This is a genomic window from Brevibacillus sp. HB1.4B, assembly GCF_013284285.1.
GTDB classification, from domain to species: Bacteria; Bacillota; Bacilli; order Brevibacillales; family Brevibacillaceae; genus Brevibacillus; species Brevibacillus porteri.
Genome location: NZ_JABSUT010000002.1, coordinates 14,873 through 32,906, shown reverse-complemented (window position 1 = coordinate 32,906; position 18,034 = coordinate 14,873). Strand labels below are relative to the sequence as shown.

The window sequence follows — 18,034 nt, the reverse complement described above, 5'->3', positions numbered from 1 at the left end:
GCAAGCGCAGCATCCGACATCATTCCTATGAGAAAGCAAGTATTTTGTCAGTTCGCGAAAGAGGTGTACAAAAATAGGCACGCTCTTGCCCTTTCTGGCACATACCCTATGTGAGAGCAATGTGGCAAGGGGGATCTACGTGGACAGAATCGGGATAATGTTGGATTGGGCCCTTATGGAGAAAGGTATTCAAGGCCTCAAGTCATATGAGCGTCTGCCTTATTATGTCGAAATCGGAAGAGAGCTTGGATTGGAGCCTGTTTTTTTTCATCCGCGGCATGTGAAGCCAGGAGATGAAAGGGTCAAGGGATATTTTTGGAACGGAAATCGACTCGTCTCCCAACTGGTTTCAGTCCCGCGCGTCATCCACAATCGTGTGTTGACAGGGGATACAAAAGCACGAAATGTAATTCGAAGATTGAGCCAAAAGAAGACGGTGTTCAATGGCTTGGTTGTACGGGATAAGAGAAGAGTACACCAGATGCTCTGGAAAAACGAACACATCCGCAGCTATCTGCCACATACCGTTCCTTATTCCATGGAGCAGTTGCGTCAGTTCTTGGATAAGTACCAGGTGGTGTACGTCAAGCCTTCGATTGGATCAGTCGGAATTGGGGTAGCACGTATTGAACGGCATGGAGGCAATTATCACTTCATTGCCTCGAAAAAGCGGCAGATTTTATCTCATTCGCAGATACTCTCCACGGTGCGACGTTGGGTCGGTAACAAAAGATTTTTGATCCAGCGAGGAATTCCTTTGGCACGCTATGCAGGAAAAACGTTTGATATTCGTGTTTCGGTGCAGAAAAACAAAGAGAAACAGTGGACTGTGAGCGGGATGGTTGCCAAGGTCGCCAATCAGAAAAACAAGCTGAGCAATCTCTCTCGAGGTGGAACAGCAGTGCCGTTTTCGGAAGCTTTGGTACCCATCTTTCCTGAAGTGAAACAACAACAAGCGGTCATCGAAAGAGTTGGTATAGCGGCGGTGGAAATTGCGAAGCAGTATGGTCGGCATTTTTCATCATTAGCAGATTTGGGGATGGATATGGGAATTGACGAGCGAGGCAATCCGTATTTAATTGAAGTCAATGTGCGTGATCAGCGCTATTCTTTTTTCAAGGCAGGAGAGAAGGCGATGTTTAAACAAACGTACCGTCATCCACTGGAATATGCGCAGACATTACTCGCTGAAAAAAAGAACCGGAAGCATCAGCTTCTATCGCCAAGCTATTTACTCTAAAGAAGTAACGCAGAAGAATGTGAAAAAGACGGTGGCATTTATTGCCCCGTCTTTTTGTATGCCGTGACCTACGATTCTGCTGGCTGTTGTTGGTCAGCCAAAGGAAAGGGCAGATTGCGAAAGTGACGATATACCAAAGCCAATATCGATTTTCGAGTCAAGATTCCTTGGAAATAGTGCTCGTCGTCTTCAATGCAGACGAAAGGGTGATTAATGGAAACTTCCAATGCTTTCAAAAATTCATCGGTGTCACGCAATCGAGGGACCTTCGTATCCATCACATCATCTACAATATGTTCGGACATACGCTCGGTCTCGAAGCGTTCCAAACCTAGAGTCTTATTCATGATCATATTCGTGCTGATTAACCCATGCAAACGATACTGATGATCCAGTACAGGAACGGATGAATAGCCGGACTTGATTAGGACTAGCAGGGTGTGCTCAAGCGAATTACCTAACTGCACATGTGCGACCTTTGTGGACGCGATTATGAGATCTTTGATCGGAATATGTAACAAAGGGATCTCTTGATTCATTCAGATCCACCACCTTTTCTTTCTGTCGTCTATAGCAGTAAGCACTGCTTGTGGTCCTCTTCTATGATACCGTAAGCGAGGTACAAACGGTAGGGCTACATTTAGAAAACTTGGCGTCACCAAGCCTTTGGCGGGGCATTGACGAAAAAAAGCCCGGCAGTTACGCCAGGCAAGTAATCGAGGTGTGGAACAATCGTCCCTCGTACTAGTATGGGAGATCATATTGTTTTTTACATTAGGAGTTTAGAGGAAACCAGTGTATCCTTTACGCTTTATACGTTTGATTTTTGAAAATCGGTTTTGCTTCCATACGTTTTCTTCGATTGAACCAAAAGGACATCGTCGTCAATTCGAAAAGGAAAATGCACAGTGGCGGTGTAATTACGAACATGCCGAGAACCAATGACGGCGTCGACCAGCCTAGTCGATGAATAACGTAGCTCTGTAGTAAGAACAAGATTAACGGATGAACCAAATAGATAGCCATATTTTGTTTGGCCAACCGGGCAAGCCATGGACCGAGTTTAGGCAGTTTGCCGAGATAACTGGATGCAGGGTAAAAGCTGATGATCACACAGAGTGTGTACACCAAGTAAAGCGGTTCGAAAATATTCATGCTCTCGTAATAGCTTTTGGAGCCGGAAAGATAGCCGTACGCCATCCAAACAGCTGCACTTGCCATCACAACGATAGAAGGTATTTGAAGGCGTTTCACCCACGTCCGCCATTTATCCACATTCATTCCGGCATAAGCGCCGAGTGCAAAAGTAAATACGTACATGAAAACATAATGTTGCCCGTAAACATAACTGTGCTGGATGAGGGACAGGAATGGGTTTGAAGCCCAATCGATGGCCCATAACGGCTGAATGAACAAATAGCGGTAGAGAACGTACAGACCAGCCTGTCCAACAAATAGCGCGATGATCCAGCGGAAGTTCAAGTGCCGTTCCATCCACGGTTTGATCAGGCAAAACAACAAGCAAAGCTGCAAGTAAAGCGGAATGTAATACAGGTGGTAGAACGAACTGCCATTAAACAGACTTTCGAAAAACGGTCCAACCAGCACGGCCGGGTCAAAAGTTTGGTGTTTAAAATAGGTGAAGATGGCCGTCCAAATTACATAAGGCAAAATAACCGCGCGCCAGCGTTTCTTCCAGAAAGCACGCCAATCCAATTGTCGGTGCTGATACCAGTAAAACAACAACATGCCAGTTGCAAATATAAACAAAGAACGACCGAATTTTAACAAGATGATTAGAACGGCTTGTAAATCACTATTCCACGGATACGTCTTCTCATTTGAGAGAAAAAAACTGAGGATGTGAATCATCAAGACAGTAAGAGCCCCAAAAACAAAAAGGGCATTCAGATCCTGAAACGTCCCCTTTCGATTGCTATTCATAATTCCTCCAGAATTTTTCCGGCAGCACCTGGAGTATCAAAAGCAAATATAATGCCCGTTATTCGGGTAAGTGCCAGTCAGGTGCGGCCAGTTCTTTTGCGGTATAAGAAAATAAGTGTAATCGTTGCGACAAATGATGCCTCGACTCTGTCACTAACTCATTTTGCACATAAAAGGGGGTAGGTGATACAGCCCACTCAGAACGGATTGTCTCCAATAGACGTGCTTTTACATCATCCATAGTGGCCAATTTTCCAGTCAAACTCGCAATGCTGCCAACGGTAGAAGCATCAATGGAAGGAATTGGCTTATGACTTTGCATTTCATCCAAGCCGGCAAGACGGTAAAAGTGCTCCATCCATTCCCCTCGTGGCCGATCGTCGACGTTAATGCATAACTGCAAAATAGAGCCGTGTCGCGTGCGTCTTTGTGCCATACCTCCGATTTTTTTACCGTGAATGGAAAAATCGTATTCGCCTGCACAGTAGGAACCCGTCACTTCTCCAAATTCCAGCTTCCCATAATCGCGCAGGCCCACATCAAGAAGTTGGGCAACAAATGAGAAGAAGGAGTCGATGGAAATCGAAGTGTCAGGTAATAAACAAGCCATATTGAGAACGCCAGCATCAAGCGGAACACAAGCTCCACCAGACGAGCGAAGAACACAACCAAAGCCATCTTGACCGAACTTACGCAAGGCTTGCTGTAGATGAGGAAGCTTGGCGTCTCTACGGCCGAGATACAGCGCCTGATCGTACACCCACAGATGAATCACAGGGGTTGCAGATTCAAATTGCATACTGGCTGCCAACGCTTCATCACGGATTAAAGGCTCAAGTGGACTATCCTGGTAGGTACCGGAGTCCATCCAGCGAAACGGTTGATTAACAGAAAACGACATAGGAAGGCTCCTTCACAGGACAAGAATAGCTACCATTATAACATCTGAAATGCGTTTATTTCTACGTTTTCGCTATCTTTTTTCCATTTGGTAGAACATGTATGTCAAGGAGAGTGAAAAAATACCCGACAGGCCAAGATAGCTTGTCGGGTCAAAATACGGTTCTTTATTTAGTCTCCTTGAAGGAGAAATTGTCCAGATAGGTCGTTTTGCGAGGCGCGTTTTCAATTGCCTCTTCTTGCAGGTAGAGACCGAGCTTTGTGCCTTCTTGTTTCACATACTGCTGACCGAACAAGTATTGATCGTTCAGGTAAATGGAAACGGTGTTCTCGTTAACTTCTACTTTTAAGCGATTGCTGGATTTCAGCTTGTAGGAGCTAGAAGTAATGATGTCAATATCGTCTTCTTCGACATCATTCACTTTCCCTAAAACAACGCGATCTTTTTGGACGAATACAACATTGGCTTTTCCGTCTTTACCGTTGAAGTAAAGGCCTCCTAAACCTTCACTGCCTACGACATTGACATCGACGCTCAATTCGTATTTCTTAACTTTGTCAGACTCATTCCAATTCAGTGGCAGGAAGTAGTGATCCAGATCATCGTCATCGGATTCCGCTGTCACTTGTTTGCTAGCGACCTCCCATTTTCCTGTCGCTTTGTCTGTATTCCAGTTTTTCAATTTGGAATCAGAGAAGGAATCGCTGATATTGATTCGCTCTGGTTCTGGCTGAGGCTGCGGTTGACCAGGGGTAGGGAATACAATTTTGATCTCATCATCATCGTCACGATCCAAAATAGCACGATAGAGCAGAGAAGCAGCTTCCGCACGAGTAATCGGATCTTGTGGACGGAAATTGCCATTGTATCCTTTCATCAGATCAGTTTGGATCGCAATCGCAATATACGGACGCAGAGCTGACGAAATATCATCGTAATCACGGAACTTTTTCAATTGATTCAGGTCGGCTTTGTACTTTTGATCATAGCCCAACAGGCGTACCAATGCGACAGCAATGTCTTCACGTACTGCAGCTTGATCTGGCTTATACGTGTAGGTGGAACCGGATTTGTAACCAGTCAAGTAAGGCTTGGCGTATTCCACATACAGAAATGCCCAGTGATGACGCGGAACATCCTTAAAGGTTTGGTCGACGTAGCGTTTGTTTATATCTACATCTGCTGCTGCGATCATAATTTTGGCAAATTCGGCGCGGGTCACTTCATTGTTCGGTCTAAACGTCCCATTGTCGTATCCTTTGATGATCCCTTTTGCCGCCATCTCCGTAATTTCCTTGTATGCCCAATGGCTACGTGGAACGTCTGAGAACGAAGGAGTGGAAGCGGCACCAACGACTGGGATAATCGTTAAGAACATCAACACCGACAAAAATACGGCTAGTGCTCTTTTCATGTTAACCTCCTCAAAATGGCAATGTAGTTTTTGTTGACTGCTATTCAGACGGCGAGTGGGCTTGTATTGTTGCAGGAGAAAAAATATTATGGTGAAAATAGGAAAAAAGACGGAGTTCCAAATGGTAAGGGCATGCTTGTTTGATTTGGATGGAACGCTTTTGGAGCGGGCAGGGGTTAACAAACCGGGAATACCCAGAGATGATCGGCACGGTCTCTCGCCGTTTCGTACATTTTTTGCCTCATAATGGTTATTAAGCATTAGCTTTTGTATCACCCAAAATGATATAATTCTTTATTGGTTACTTATGTAGATGATTTTAGTTGAGGTGATACATGATGAAGGAAACGAAAGAGGCGACTGTGGACTTAAAATCCGTTAAGTCTCCAAAGAAAACGGAAGACTATGCGAAATACTTCCAGGCCCCCTCTCTGAAAGATGCGAAAAAGCGTGGTAAGGAAGAGATTTTAGTCCATTACGATTTTAATATCCCAGAAGACATGCAGCACATTGGAAAAGGAAAGCGTTATCACGTTCGTACTTATGGCTGCCAAATGAACGAGCATGATTCGGAGACGATTTCTGGTATTTTGCAGGCAATGGGCTATACCTCCTCTGATTCTGTCGAAGATGCGGATGTTATCCTATTTAACACCTGTGCGATCCGAGAAAATGCAGAGGATAAAGTATTTGGAGAGCTTGGCCACATGAAGCGGCTCAAGAATAACAATCCGAATCTGATCCTCGGTGTTTGCGGTTGCATGTCCCAAGAAGAGAAAGTTGTGAAGAAAATCCTGAAAAGCTACCAGCAGGTCGACTTGATTTTTGGAACGCACAATATTCACCGTCTGCCAGAACTGTTGCGCGATGCGATGTTCAGCAAAGAAATGGTGATTGAGGTTTGGTCCAAAGAAGGCGATATCGTCGAAAATATGCCGAAGCTCCGCGAAGGAAACACTAAGGGCTGGGTTAACATCATGTACGGCTGTGACAAGTTCTGTACGTACTGTATCGTGCCGTATACCCGCGGAAAAGAGCGCAGTCGACGCCCGGAGGATGTTATCGCGGAAGTGCGTGATCTCGCTCGCCAAGGCTTTAAGGAAATCATGCTTCTTGGACAAAACGTCAACGCGTATGGGAAAGATTTTGAGGACATCGAGTATGGTTTTGGAGACCTGATGGACGAGGTCCGCAAGATTGATATCCCGCGTGTGCGCTTCACAACAAGTCATCCGCGTGATTTTGACGACCACTTGATCGAGGTGCTGGCAAAGGGCGGCAACCTGGTGGAGCAAATCCATTTGCCTGTCCAATCCGGTTCGACAGAAGTACTCAAGCGGATGGCGCGCAAATATTCTCGTGAGCATTATCTGGAGCTCGTCCGCAAAATCAAGGACGCGATCCCGAATGTCTCGCTTTCTACCGATATTATTGTTGGCTTCCCAGGCGAAACCGATGAGCAGTTTGAAGATACCATTTCGATGGTGGAAGAGGTCAAGTATGAATTTGCGTATACCTTCATTTACTCCCCACGTGAAGGTACACCGGCTGCTGTCATGGAAGACAACGTTCCAATGGAAGTGAAAAAAGCGCGCTTATATCGACTCAATGAAGTGTTGGCTCGCATCGCATTGGAGCAGAACAAAAAACTGCAGGATCAGGTTGTCGAGGTACTGGTGGAAGGCGAATCGAGGACGAATGCGGAAGTGCTCGCGGGTCGTACGCGTACGAACAAGTTGGTCCATTTCACGGGCGACAAATCCTTGATCGGACAGTATGTGCACATAAAAATTACAGATGCGAAAACGTGGACACTCCACGGAGAACTCGTATCCAAAGTTGAGGTGTAGGTCATTATGGAACAAACAAACGTGTATACCCAGAAAGAAATTCTTGATAAAGCTCGCGAACTTGCAGCTATGATCACGCGTACGAATGAAGTCGATTTCTTCAAACGTGCCGAATTGCAAATCAAGCACAATGAACGTGTGCAAGATTTGATTGATACCTTGAAGCAGAAGCAAAAGCAAATGGTGATGTTTGAATCCATCAACAAGCCGGAACTGGTGAAAAAAGTGGAAGGCGAGTACAACCAATTGCATGAGGAGCTGGATTCCATTCCAATTGTTACGGAATTCAAGCAATCGCAGGTCGATGTGAACGATCTTTTGCAAATGGTCACAAACGTGATCACGAACACCGTCTCGGAGCGTATTATTTTGGATACAGGCGGAAACCCATTGACTGGAGAGACGGGTGGCGGGCCTGAAAAGAAAAAATCTGGCGGCTGCTGCTCCTAATTCTTGATAGAAAGCCTTCCCGGCGCTGTATTGATGAGTACCCAACAACTTTCCCAAATATAAGGTGGTTGTTTGCACGCTAGTCGAATGCCCTGCATACAAATGTACAGAAACGTTGTATGGAGGAGGTAACGAAATGTCGGGTATAGACAAAGATCTACAGTGCCGGGAACTTATCGCGAAAGCAGTCTGCGGCAAAGGCCATAAATTTTCTACTACAACCCACACCATCATACCGTCGCAAACTCCTTCGACGATCCTCGGATGCTGGATTATAAACACGAACTTCCAAGCAGAGAAAGTCGGAGATGCCGTTGAAGTATCTGGTATGTATGACGTCAACCTGTGGTTTTCGTTTGCTAATAACACGCAAACCGAAGTCAAGCGGGAAACTGTTAAGTTCTCCGTACTCGTACCGCTTACGTTCTTCGACAAGAACTGCAGAGGCGATCTGGAAATCGTTGCACGCGCCGTGGAGCAACCGAAGTGCATAAAAGCGGAGTTAAGTGGTGGTGGCACAATCACAGTCAGAGTTGAAAGTGAATATGCAGTAGAGGTCATTGGAGAAACAAAGGTGTGCGTTGTTGTCTGCAATAGTTGTGATGACAAAGAGTTCCATCTGGTTGACGACTTTGAAGATAACAGTGACGAGTTTGATGACTTTGATTCCGCTACGCTACTCGACGAGCTCGACTAAAGAGGAGAAATTATCTCCTCTTTTTTCTTTTTTTCGGATGCGTACCATCCACACTTTTTTCTGGGCGCAGTCATAAGATAACGAGAGAATAGCGGGGGAGTGTGGAAGGCATGATTCTACGCACAAAGGCGAGTCAGCGAGCTAACAAGCAGGAAACGCCAGTAACACAACCGATGACGGCTAATGCTAAAGAAGTCGTAGCGTATTTGCATCGTCCAGAAATCGGGCGCTGGTTGCTCCGGCAAGGGAGAATACCTGTAACGACAGGAAAAGCAGCGCGACCGGGCTGGCGGACATATAGGATCTGCCTTTACCAAGACCATGTACTGGATATCGCCAGGAGCGAGGAGCAATCACAATGGCTGCTGCACCGGATGCAGGAACCTGAGTGGCAATCCGTTTCCCTGCCTTCCACCGAAACGGAGGTACAGGTGGTGCAAGGGCTGGCTGCGCGCAGTTTGTATGCCGCTGGAGCTGATGCGGGTCAAGTGACGATCATGGCGGCTTCTCCCCATCGGCTTAAGGTCGTCGAGGTGGAACCAAATTGGCCAGCCAAGGATGCTGACGAATATATGCAGCGGGCTCGAGATTGGTGGGAAGGTCGGATGCGCAAACAGCTGCAAAAGCTGCAAAGCATGGGGGCTGATCCCGAGTTTGCTTTACGCAAGCCCACAGGAGAGATGGCACTTGCTTCTGACTTCCTGAGTATTAATGGCACGGTTGGATGTGATACGACACGCTATCGGGAAGAATTAGGTCTCCATCAGCACCCGGTTGCAGAATTGAGACCTGCGCCCTCAGAGGACCCTGATCAATTATTTATGCATATCTACGATAATCTGGCACTCGCATACAAGAAAATAGGGAATTCGTCTATCGAATGGCTCGCTGGCGGAATGCCGTTTCAAGGTTATCCAATCGGCGGGCATATTCATTTTGGCGGGCTTACCCCTACTTTTTCTCTTCGGCGAAAATTGGATGCGTACTTGGCTCTTCCCCTTGTTCTGATTGAGGATGCAGGCTGTATGAGCCGCAGAGAGCGATATGGATTTTTGGGGGATGTAAGGGAGAAGGAATATGGATTCGAATATCGTACACTCCCCAGTTGGCTCGTTGATCCCCTTGTCACTCGAGGTATTCTTCATTTGGCCCATTTGGTTGCAACCAATCACGAGAAGCTACAAGCGACGCCTCATCTAAAGCTCCCGCTCATCAAAGCGTACTACCAGGGCGAAAAAGAAAAGCTCCTGCCGTACGTTGCCCAAGTCTGGCAAGAATTAAAGGAGCTACCAGGCTATACACTGTCACGAATTCATTTAGATCGATACTTTTCTTTTTTAATCGAAAGCCAATCGTGGAGAACGGATGAAGACCTTCGCAAGACATGGAAGCTAGCATAAACAGATCTACCATTGGATGCAGGGTCAACATTACCGTACAATCATGATATAATAGCGACGAGAATTCGTAGGCTAGGAGAAGAAAATCATGGCTCAATATACCCCGATGATTCAACAGTATCTGGCTATCAAAAAAGATTATCCGGATACTTTCTTATTTTTTCGCTTAGGCGATTTTTATGAACTGTTTTTTGATGACGCCATTCTTGCGTCCCGTGAGCTGGAAATTACACTGACGGGACGTGAGGGTGGTGGTTCTGAGCGCATACCAATGTGTGGTGTTCCACATCATGCGGCAGATGGCTATATTGCAGAGCTACTGAAAAAAGGACATAAAGTAGCCGTTTGTGAGCAAGTCGAAGATCCAAAAGAAGCCAAAGGGGTCGTTCGCCGGGAAGTTACACGCGTCATTACTCCTGGAACGATGATGGAAGGCAAATGGCTGACGGATAAGGAAAACAATTATATGGCAGCGTTGGCCCAAGTAGAAGGGCGAACGGGTGTTGCTGCGTGTGATATGAGTACAGGCGAGATGTACGTTACCTCTTTGGTGGGACAAGCAGAGGCTTTTCTGGATGAAGCCTTGCAATATCGCCCCAAGGAGCTCGTCTTTTTTGGCCTCGCTGTTTTGCCGAAGACAGCATTGCCATCTACAGTCGTGGATGCAAACCAACTAGACGCATTTGCGGTGGATAGTCAATATGCGGAGCAGGCAAAAGGGCTGGATATGTCCATGCGAGCGGCGGTCAATACTCTCTTGTTCTACATAGGGACGACGCAAAAACGCAGTCTTGCCCATATGCGCCTGTTAAAACAGTACGATTCAAAGCAGTATCTGCAAATGGACGGCTTTTCCAGACGCAATTTGGAATTGACAGAGACCATTCGCGATAAGACGAAAAAAGGCTCTCTGTTGTGGCTGTTAGATCGGACTCAAACCGCAATGGGTGGTCGTCTTTTGCGCAGATGGATTGAGCGCCCATTGCTCAGTCGCGATCAGTTGGAGGCACGTTTGAGCGCTGTGGAAGCCTTGAAGGGTGACATGCTGCTTCGCTCCGATTTGCGGACTTGCTTGGATCGTGTCTATGATTTGGAGCGTCTGGCGGGTCGTATTTCCTACGGGAATGCGAACGCACGAGATCTCATACAGCTACGGATGTCTTTGGAAGCTGTTCCAGAGCTGAAGCAGTATATGATCCAAACGAATACGCCGGTATTGATGGAGCTTGCGCAAGGGATGGATGAGTGTACGGATATCGTCAACTATTTGGCTCATGCGCTTGTGGATGATCCCCCGATATCGGTTCGTGAAGGCGGAATGATTCGGACGGGATACGATGAATACCTGGACAAGCTCCATACGGCAAGTCGTGAAGGGAAGACGTGGATTGCCCAACTGGAGCAGGGAGAACGAGAAGCGACAGGGATTCGTTCACTCAAAGTAGGCTTCAATAAGGTGTTCGGCTATTACATCGAAATATCGAAGTCTAATATCGCCAACGTTCCGGCGGGGCGGTATGAGCGCAAGCAAACTTTGGCTAATGCAGAGCGGTACATCACACCAGAGTTGAAGGAACGCGAAGCGCTCATTCTTGAAGCGGAAGAAAAGATGATTGAGTTGGAATATCAACTGTTCGTGACGGTAAGAAGTGAGGTCGCGAAGCATATACCAAGACTGCAGAATCTCGCTGAGCGCATTGCATCTGTGGATGTTCTTCAGGCATTTGCTACGGTAAGTGACGAGCGCGGTTTTATACGTCCTGAGCTTGTGGAAAGCGGCGATTACGTCATTACAGAAGGGCGTCATCCAGTAGTGGAAGCCGTTCTGGAGCGCGAAAAATACGTGGCAAATGACGTGGAGATGGATCAGACGAATCGCCAAGTTTTGCTCATTACGGGTCCAAATATGGCAGGTAAGAGTACGTACATGCGACAGATCGCCTTGATTACGGTGATGGCGCAGATCGGTTGCTTCGTTCCGGCTAAACAGGCCAAGCTGGCGATCGTTGATCAGATCTTTACTCGAATCGGGGCAGCCGACGATTTGGTAGGTGGTCACAGTACGTTTATGGTGGAAATGCTGGAGACCAGACACGCCCTGCAAAAAGCGACAGCGAGGAGCTTGATCCTGCTTGATGAAATTGGCCGCGGGACTTCGACGTACGATGGAATGGCGCTTGCACAAGCAGTCATTGAGTACATTTGCCAAAAAATCGGTGCCAAAACACTCTTCTCGACGCACTACCATGAGTTGACCGGTTTAGCAGAGACGTTGAGTGGTGTCGTGAATGTCAACGCTCGATGCGAAGAACGGGAAGGAAAGCTCTTGTTCCTTCACAAAATTGAAGAAGGTCGAGCAGATAAAAGTTATGGAATCCATGTGGCTGAATTGGCTGAAATGCCGACCTGGGTCATTGAACGGGCGCGCAGTATCTTAACTGGGCTTGAAGCGAATGGAAATGCAGGGAATGGAAATGCAGCGAGTGACGTGCAGATGTCGCTCGAAACGCTATGGACGGCACCAGTTGCTGCGGTGCGTGAAGAACCGATGCAGTTTACGTCAGCGGAGGAAGAAGCGATTATGGCTGAACTGCGCGAGCTGGATTTGAATTCAACGACGCCAATGGACGCCATGATGAAGCTATATGCATGGAAACAGCAATTGAAAAAGCGATAGGGTTCGTCCGGAGGGGAGGCACTCATGGGAACCATTCAAGTTTTAGATGAGCATCTCGCCAATATGATTGCTGCAGGGGAAGTAGTGGAAAGACCGGCTTCGGTTGTCAAAGAGCTGGTCGAAAATGCAATTGATGCCAGTGCAACGACAATCGAGATTCACGTAGAGGAAGGCGGTCTGGAGATGATTCGGATCGTTGACAATGGGAAAGGGATGGATCGGGAAGATTGCCAGCTGGCTTTTGAGCGCCATGCCACCAGTAAAATCAGCAACGCTCGTGATTTGTTCCGCATTCGTACGCTGGGCTTTCGTGGCGAGGCCCTGCCGAGTATTGCTGCAGTCTCGCGCATGGAGCTGACGAGCAGTACATCCAGTAGTGAGGTAGGTACTCATCTCTTGATTGAAGGTGGGCAGCTCGGAACGATTTCCGATAAAGCCGCTGTAAAAGGGACGGAAGTATGTGTACGCAGCTTGTTTTTTAACACACCTGCGCGCTTGAAATACATGAAGTCGATCGCTACGGAAGTCGGACATATTTCCGATTATGTGAATCGGCTTGCACTCACGCATCCGTCGATCTCCTTCCTGCTGACTCATAACGGTAAGACACTCTTGCAAACGTCTGGCGATGGAAAGCTGCTGCACGTCATGGCGGCTATCTACGGTGTGCAAGTAGCGAAGCTGTTGCTACCAATTGCAGGGGAGACCCTCGACTATAAGTGGTCTGGTTTTCTTTCGAAGACGGAAGTGACAAGGGCGAATCGCTCTTACCTTTCGACACTGGTAAACGGTCGGTACGTGCGCAGCTATTCGATCAACAATGCGATTATGCGCGGTTATCATACATTGTTACCCATCGGCCGTTATCCGATTGTCGCTTTGCAGATCGAGATGGATCCGTCACTGGTCGATGTGAACGTACATCCTGCCAAACTTGAGGCGAGATTCAGTAAAGAAGATGAATTGTGCAGTGCTATAGAACAATCGGTAAAAGAGACGTTGCGACAAGGCTTAGGAATTGTCAGACCCATGGCTACGCAACCAAAAGCGAAGGTCGTCACTCAGGTCGTACAACCGCAGTTTGACCTGCAAATCAGCAAGCCTGAAACACCACAATCGCCACTGTTAGCAGCGAGTCCCCGACTCCAGGAATGGATGGCCAAGCAGGAAACAACCAGTAAGCAAGTGGATGTAGTGTCTCATATCGCACCATCCTTTGAGAGTGGCACGGTGAAGGAGTCGGCAGCCAACTATGAAAAGCTGGAGTTTGCAAAAGTAGAGGCTATCCCGCATGAAATCGTGCAGGCAACTATGTTGGATCAAACGGACACGAGAGAATCTTTCCAACCTTACGAGACTAAGATTCCGGAACAATTGGACATTGCCCAGGCTCCATCCCTTGCTCCTCATTCAACTAATGAAATCAGCAGCGAGGACAATTCAGCCATAGCAGGTACCGATCAATCACAGCCACTCTTGGAAGCGACCAATGAACATGAGACGGATTCGCCTGTTCCCGTTATGTACCCAGTTGGTCAAGTACACGGCACCTACATCGTCGCACAAAATGACGAAGGCATGTATTTAATCGATCAACATGCCGCGCAGGAGCGGATTTTTTACGAATATTTCATGGACAAGCTTGCAGAAGAGGGCATTTCCAGCCAGATCATGCTATTTCCACATACGGTGGAGTATACGGCTGCAGAGGCAAGCAAGCTGGAGAAGCGACTGTCGCTTTTGCAATCGTTTGGATTGGAGATCGAGGCGTTTGGGGGACGGACCTTTATCGTTCGTGCGCATCCACATTGGTTCCCTGAAGGAGCTGAGCTGGAGGTCATTGAGGAGCTCATTCAGTTTGTACTGGAAACGGGCGAAAACGCCCAAGCCAATGTCGTGCTGATGCGCGAAAAAGCTGCCATCATGATGTCCTGCAAAGCTTCGATTAAAGCGAACCGCTTCCTGACACATGCTGAAATGGAAAGCTTGCTGAACCAGCTGCGCAAGACAAGCAGTCCGTATACGTGCCCACACGGCAGGCCGATTGTGATTCATTTTACTGGTTATGACTTAGAAAAAATGTTTAAGCGTGTGATGTAACAGACACCCCCTTCCCTGGGGGTGTTTCTTTGGGGTGGGGTTATTCAGAAAATTTAAAAATCAAGATTGATTTTAGACAAACACTGACATATGATTACTTGCAAAAACGAGGTGAAACGAAATGAGTTCATCACGCCAAATCGGGATGTTTATTTATCCGTGGGACATAGCCGAAAGTGGTATCGAAGCTGTGATACAAACATTGCAAGGTGCCAAATGTAATACAGCGGTGGTCAATAGCAGCTATCATCAGGGGAGATTTTTTCACCCGCAAAGCAAAACGTTTCGCAGGCTGCCGTTTTCAGGGGTGTCGTTTACGCCTGAATGGTCGAAGTATAATCGTTTGCGCCCGACCGTACACGAGCAAATCGCACAAGCAGGCGTTCTTGCCAAAATGAAAGAAGCTTGTGAGCAGGCAGGAATGGGGTTTCATACATGGTGGGTTGGCCTTCACAATTCTACGCTAGGTTTGGCTCATCCAGATCTTTGTGTGCAAAACATTTGGGGGGATACATACACGTACGCGTTATGTCCTTCGCAGCCTGAGGTTCAGCATTACGCCAAGGCACTATTTGCAGATACGTTAGAGCAAGTCAAGCCAGATCGGATTTTGATCGAAGCGACCGCCTTTTTGCCGATGAAGCATGGCGAGCATCATGAAGTATGCCTCCTACCGTTAGGAGAATCACTGCAATGGTTACTCTCGTTCTGTTTTTGCGGGGCATGTACGGAACGTGCCGAAGCGAAACGAATCGATGTAGGAGCCGTCCAACAGCTTGTATCAAGGCTGGTCAATCAGATAGTGGAAGCGGATTCCATCTCGCAAGTATCCGCAGAAACGAGAGAAGTCGCCTTTTTGCTGCTGGAATACCCGGTATTGTATCACTATCAGCAAACTCGTCTGGAAGTGGTAGATGGGCTATGGAGGAGCCTGAAGGAAATCGCGCTGAGTAAGGGGACTGCATTGGATGGCTTTCCGTCCTCGACACCGTTTTATGTGAATCAGTCCTATTGGGAAGGGGTTTCATTACGAAAAGCTGCGGCTACTCTCGATCGTGTCGTCCCTCTCGCCTATGGAGACAGTGTTAATGAGGTGGCGTATACGTTTCATGCGATGAAGCTTGTCGCCCCAGAAGCTGCGTTGGGGGCTGCTTTTTCCCTGCATCATAGCCAAATCCAGTCAGCGTTTGATCTGGCAGCGAGGGTGAAAACTGCGGTGGACGCAGGCGCTCAATCGATTACGTATTACAATCTCGGTTTGTTAAATAACCGCAGGCTGAACTGGATCAGACAGGCAAACCTTACCATAGAGGAGTAGAAATGCTCGCAACAAAAAAAGACCCACGGAACTTCACGGGTCTTTTTTACATGAGTGAAATTGATGGACTGGAAAATCATACTACAGTCCGACGTGCTTTCATAAAAAATGGTATGATTGTCATAGTAAAGAGGAAAGCAGTTTGGTTCAGATTCTATTTGACCGGCAAATTAATCCTGCTTACAATAATATGATCGTTACCGTTTATGTAAAAACCGTCTAGTCGTTTTTCTAGAACAGCAGTTCTTGTCAAAAAGGGCGAAGACGTAAGGAAGGGAACAAAGGCGTGATTGTTACGACAGGACTTGAGCCTGGTGAAGAAACCTTGCGTCACGCAGCTGAATTGGCTAGTACATTGGGGCTACAGGTTGTGAATCGACGCGATTATTCATTGGGTCAAATGCGCAAGCGATATGGGGTAGAAGAAGTATTGGTGGTTTCCGCTCTTGGAGCACGTCTGGAAGTGCCGGGGAAAAAACCATTCTTTTTTCATCCGAATACATCTGCTTTTCGTATAAAGCGGCTCATGCGCGGCGATACTGATACTATGCTTGTTGCTTGCCAAATTCATCCAGGGGATGAAGTGCTTGACGCAACCTTGGGTTTGGGTGCTGACGCTATTGTATTTTCTCACGCGACTGGCGCAAAGGGGAAAGTCGTTGGCATCGAATCTGAGCGATTGTTAGCCATCTTGGTAGAAGATGGACTACGGCACTGGTCATCCAATGCGGAAGAACTGGAGCAAGCCATGCGTCGTATTGAGGTGCGATGTGGCAACCATCTAGAAGTACTAAGAGGACTGCCTGCACGTTCCTTCGACGTCGTTTATTTCGATCCTATGTTCGAGATAACTGTACAAAGCTCGTCGGGGATCGCCGGAGTCCGGGAGCTCGCCAATCCAGATGCTCTTTCAGAGGAGGCTGTTTTGGAAGCGCAGCGAGTTGCGAGAAAACGTGTGGTAATGAAAGAAGGAAAAGAAGGTAGGTTGTACGAGCGCTTCGGTTTTACACCGTTTCGCTCCCGCGGCCAGCAGGTCGTGTACAGCTACAAAGAGATAGGTGGAGGGGAGTGACCTTGCAACAGAGAGAAAAGCTAGTCGTGATTATTGGGCCAACATCGGTCGGCAAGACCCAGCTAAGTTTGGAGCTGGCCGAACAGTTCGACGGTGAGATCATTTCCGGAGATTCCATGCAAGTATACCGTGGAATGGATATTGGCACCGCAAAAGCAGAACCCGAGGAGCTTGCGCGTATACCGCATCACCTCATTGATATTAAAAATCCAGACGAAGAATACTCTGTCGCGATGTTTCAGGAAAGTGCCGCAACGTTGATTACTGACATCAACCAACGTGGCAAACTTCCGTTTATCGTCGGCGGGACAGGTCTGTACATAGAATCGGTTACCCATCGATTTCAGTTTTCCACTACTTCTCAAGACCCTGAGTTCCGTGATCGTCTGCAAAGATTGGCTGACAGCGAAGGCGTGGAAGCACTGCACGCCAGACTGGCCGATGTCGATCCGATTACAGCCGAACGCTTGCATCCTAATGATGTAAAGCGGGTGATTCGCGCATTGGAGATTTATGAAAGCAGCGGGTACAAAATGTCCGACTTTCAACTGCGGGCGCAGCATTCCCCTTATGATTTGGTGATGATCGGCCTCACGATGGACCGCGCAAAGCTGTATGAACGAATCAACCACCGGGTCGAACTCATGATCGAAGCGGGACTAGTTGAGGAAGTGAGGGGGCTCTTGGATGCTGGCTACGACGCGTCGCTGGTCTCCATGCAAGGCTTGGGGTACAAGGAGCTCATTCCTTATCTGTATGGAGAAATCACGCTAGAAAAGGCAGTGAACGACATCCAGCAGCGAACGCGGCATTTTGCCAAACGCCAGCTTTCTTGGTTCCGTCGCATGGCAGAAATTCAATGGTTCGACATGACTGATCCGGCGGAACAGAGGAATAACGTGGAAACTATCAAGCGAATATTGGCAGGAAAGTTTCAACAATTGCCGAATATATAACATACAAGTCCTTTT

At 47.5% G+C, this 18,034-nt stretch carries 15 protein-coding genes; 11 read left to right on the top strand and 4 right to left on the bottom strand.

Features of this window, described 5'->3' with window-relative positions; all coding sequences use genetic code 11:
* The first annotated feature begins 139 nt into the window (after positions 1-139).
* Complete coding sequence (locus tag HP398_RS04405) at positions 140-1,240, top strand: YheC/YheD family endospore coat-associated protein (protein WP_173621987.1); 1,101 nt, start codon at positions 140-142, stop codon at positions 1,238-1,240.
* 68 nt (positions 1,241-1,308) lie between these two features.
* On the opposite strand, the gene cbpB is transcribed toward HP398_RS04405, so the two are convergent.
* The 4 genes from cbpB to HP398_RS04385 form a co-directional block, all read right to left on the bottom strand.
* Complete coding sequence (cbpB, locus tag HP398_RS04400) at positions 1,309-1,779, bottom strand: cyclic-di-AMP-binding protein CbpB (protein ID WP_173621986.1); 471 nt, start codon at positions 1,777-1,779, stop codon at positions 1,309-1,311.
* 265 nt (positions 1,780-2,044) lie between these two features.
* A complete protein-coding gene (locus HP398_RS04395) occupies positions 2,045-3,184 on the bottom strand; it encodes an acyltransferase (RefSeq protein WP_173621985.1) in 1,140 nt (379 codons plus the stop codon).
* A 58-nt stretch (positions 3,185-3,242) separates the two neighbouring features.
* A complete protein-coding gene (locus tag HP398_RS04390) occupies positions 3,243-4,085 on the bottom strand; it encodes a lipoate--protein ligase family protein (protein WP_017249249.1) in 843 nt (280 codons plus the stop codon).
* Positions 4,086-4,251: 166 nt separating this feature from the next.
* On the bottom strand, positions 4,252-5,499 hold the full coding sequence (locus HP398_RS04385) for an S-layer homology domain-containing protein (RefSeq protein WP_017249248.1): 1,248 nt from the start codon (positions 5,497-5,499) through the stop codon (positions 4,252-4,254).
* Positions 5,500-5,587: 88 nt separating this feature from the next.
* Between HP398_RS04385 and HP398_RS04380 the strand changes: the two genes are divergently transcribed.
* The 10 genes from HP398_RS04380 (at position 5,588) to miaA (ending at position 18,019) form a co-directional block, all read left to right on the top strand.
* Positions 5,588-5,746, top strand: a complete 159-nt coding sequence (locus tag HP398_RS04380; protein ID WP_017249247.1) for a hypothetical protein — start codon at positions 5,588-5,590, stop codon at positions 5,744-5,746.
* 91 nt (positions 5,747-5,837) lie between these two features.
* Positions 5,838-7,349 (top strand): tRNA (N6-isopentenyl adenosine(37)-C2)-methylthiotransferase MiaB, encoded by a 1,512-nt coding sequence (gene miaB, locus HP398_RS04375; protein ID WP_017249246.1) that lies wholly within the window; start codon positions 5,838-5,840, stop codon positions 7,347-7,349.
* A gap of 6 nt (positions 7,350-7,355) precedes the next feature.
* The gene (locus tag HP398_RS04370) at positions 7,356-7,799 is read left to right on the top strand and encodes a YlbF/YmcA family competence regulator (RefSeq protein WP_017249245.1); all 444 of its coding nucleotides are present in this window, start codon (positions 7,356-7,358) and stop codon (positions 7,797-7,799) included.
* Positions 7,800-7,935: 136 nt separating this feature from the next.
* On the top strand, positions 7,936-8,496 hold the full coding sequence (gene cotE, locus HP398_RS04365; RefSeq protein WP_017249244.1) for an outer spore coat protein CotE: 561 nt from the start codon (positions 7,936-7,938) through the stop codon (positions 8,494-8,496).
* Positions 8,497-8,606: 110 nt separating this feature from the next.
* Entirely contained in the window at positions 8,607-9,896 is a 1,290-nt protein-coding gene (locus tag HP398_RS04360) for a putative amidoligase domain-containing protein (protein ID WP_017249243.1), read from the top strand.
* An 88-nt stretch (positions 9,897-9,984) separates the two neighbouring features.
* On the top strand, positions 9,985-12,573 hold the full coding sequence (gene mutS, locus HP398_RS04355) for a DNA mismatch repair protein MutS (RefSeq protein WP_173621984.1): 2,589 nt from the start codon (positions 9,985-9,987) through the stop codon (positions 12,571-12,573).
* 24 nt (positions 12,574-12,597) lie between these two features.
* Positions 12,598-14,673 (top strand): DNA mismatch repair endonuclease MutL, encoded by a 2,076-nt coding sequence (gene mutL, locus HP398_RS04350; RefSeq protein ID WP_173621983.1) that lies wholly within the window; start codon positions 12,598-12,600, stop codon positions 14,671-14,673.
* 121 nt (positions 14,674-14,794) lie between these two features.
* Positions 14,795-15,991 (top strand): alpha-amylase family protein, encoded by a 1,197-nt coding sequence (locus HP398_RS04345; RefSeq protein ID WP_017249239.1) that lies wholly within the window; start codon positions 14,795-14,797, stop codon positions 15,989-15,991.
* Between the two features lie 286 nt (positions 15,992-16,277).
* Positions 16,278-17,063 carry a class I SAM-dependent methyltransferase gene (locus tag HP398_RS04340; RefSeq protein ID WP_173621982.1) on the top strand — a complete coding sequence of 262 codons (786 nt, stop codon included), beginning with the start codon at positions 16,278-16,280 and terminating at the stop codon, positions 17,061-17,063.
* The gene (miaA, locus tag HP398_RS04335) at positions 17,060-18,019 is read left to right on the top strand and encodes a tRNA (adenosine(37)-N6)-dimethylallyltransferase MiaA (protein WP_017249236.1); all 960 of its coding nucleotides are present in this window, start codon (positions 17,060-17,062) and stop codon (positions 18,017-18,019) included. Before HP398_RS04340 ends, miaA begins: the two co-directional genes overlap by 4 nt.
* Positions 18,020-18,034 lie beyond the last annotated feature (15 nt).

Coding starts and splice junctions, on each gene's coding strand:
- cbpB (WP_173621986.1), bottom strand. CDS start 1,779: ATGAATCAAGAGATCCCTTTGTTACATATTCCGATCAAAGATCTCATA.
- HP398_RS04395 (WP_173621985.1), bottom strand. CDS start 3,184: ATGAATAGCAATCGAAAGGGGACGTTTCAGGATCTGAATGCCCTTTTT.
- HP398_RS04390 (WP_017249249.1), bottom strand. CDS start 4,085: ATGTCGTTTTCTGTTAATCAACCGTTTCGCTGGATGGACTCCGGTACC.
- HP398_RS04385 (WP_017249248.1), bottom strand. CDS start 5,499: ATGAAAAGAGCACTAGCCGTATTTTTGTCGGTGTTGATGTTCTTAACG.
- HP398_RS04380 (WP_017249247.1), top strand. CDS start 5,588: ATGGTGAAAATAGGAAAAAAGACGGAGTTCCAAATGGTAAGGGCATGC.
- miaB (WP_017249246.1), top strand. CDS start 5,838: ATGAAGGAAACGAAAGAGGCGACTGTGGACTTAAAATCCGTTAAGTCT.
- HP398_RS04370 (WP_017249245.1), top strand. CDS start 7,356: ATGGAACAAACAAACGTGTATACCCAGAAAGAAATTCTTGATAAAGCT.
- cotE (WP_017249244.1), top strand. CDS start 7,936: ATGTCGGGTATAGACAAAGATCTACAGTGCCGGGAACTTATCGCGAAA.
- HP398_RS04360 (WP_017249243.1), top strand. CDS start 8,607: ATGATTCTACGCACAAAGGCGAGTCAGCGAGCTAACAAGCAGGAAACG.
- mutS (WP_173621984.1), top strand. CDS start 9,985: ATGGCTCAATATACCCCGATGATTCAACAGTATCTGGCTATCAAAAAA.
- mutL (WP_173621983.1), top strand. CDS start 12,598: ATGGGAACCATTCAAGTTTTAGATGAGCATCTCGCCAATATGATTGCT.
- HP398_RS04345 (WP_017249239.1), top strand. CDS start 14,795: ATGAGTTCATCACGCCAAATCGGGATGTTTATTTATCCGTGGGACATA.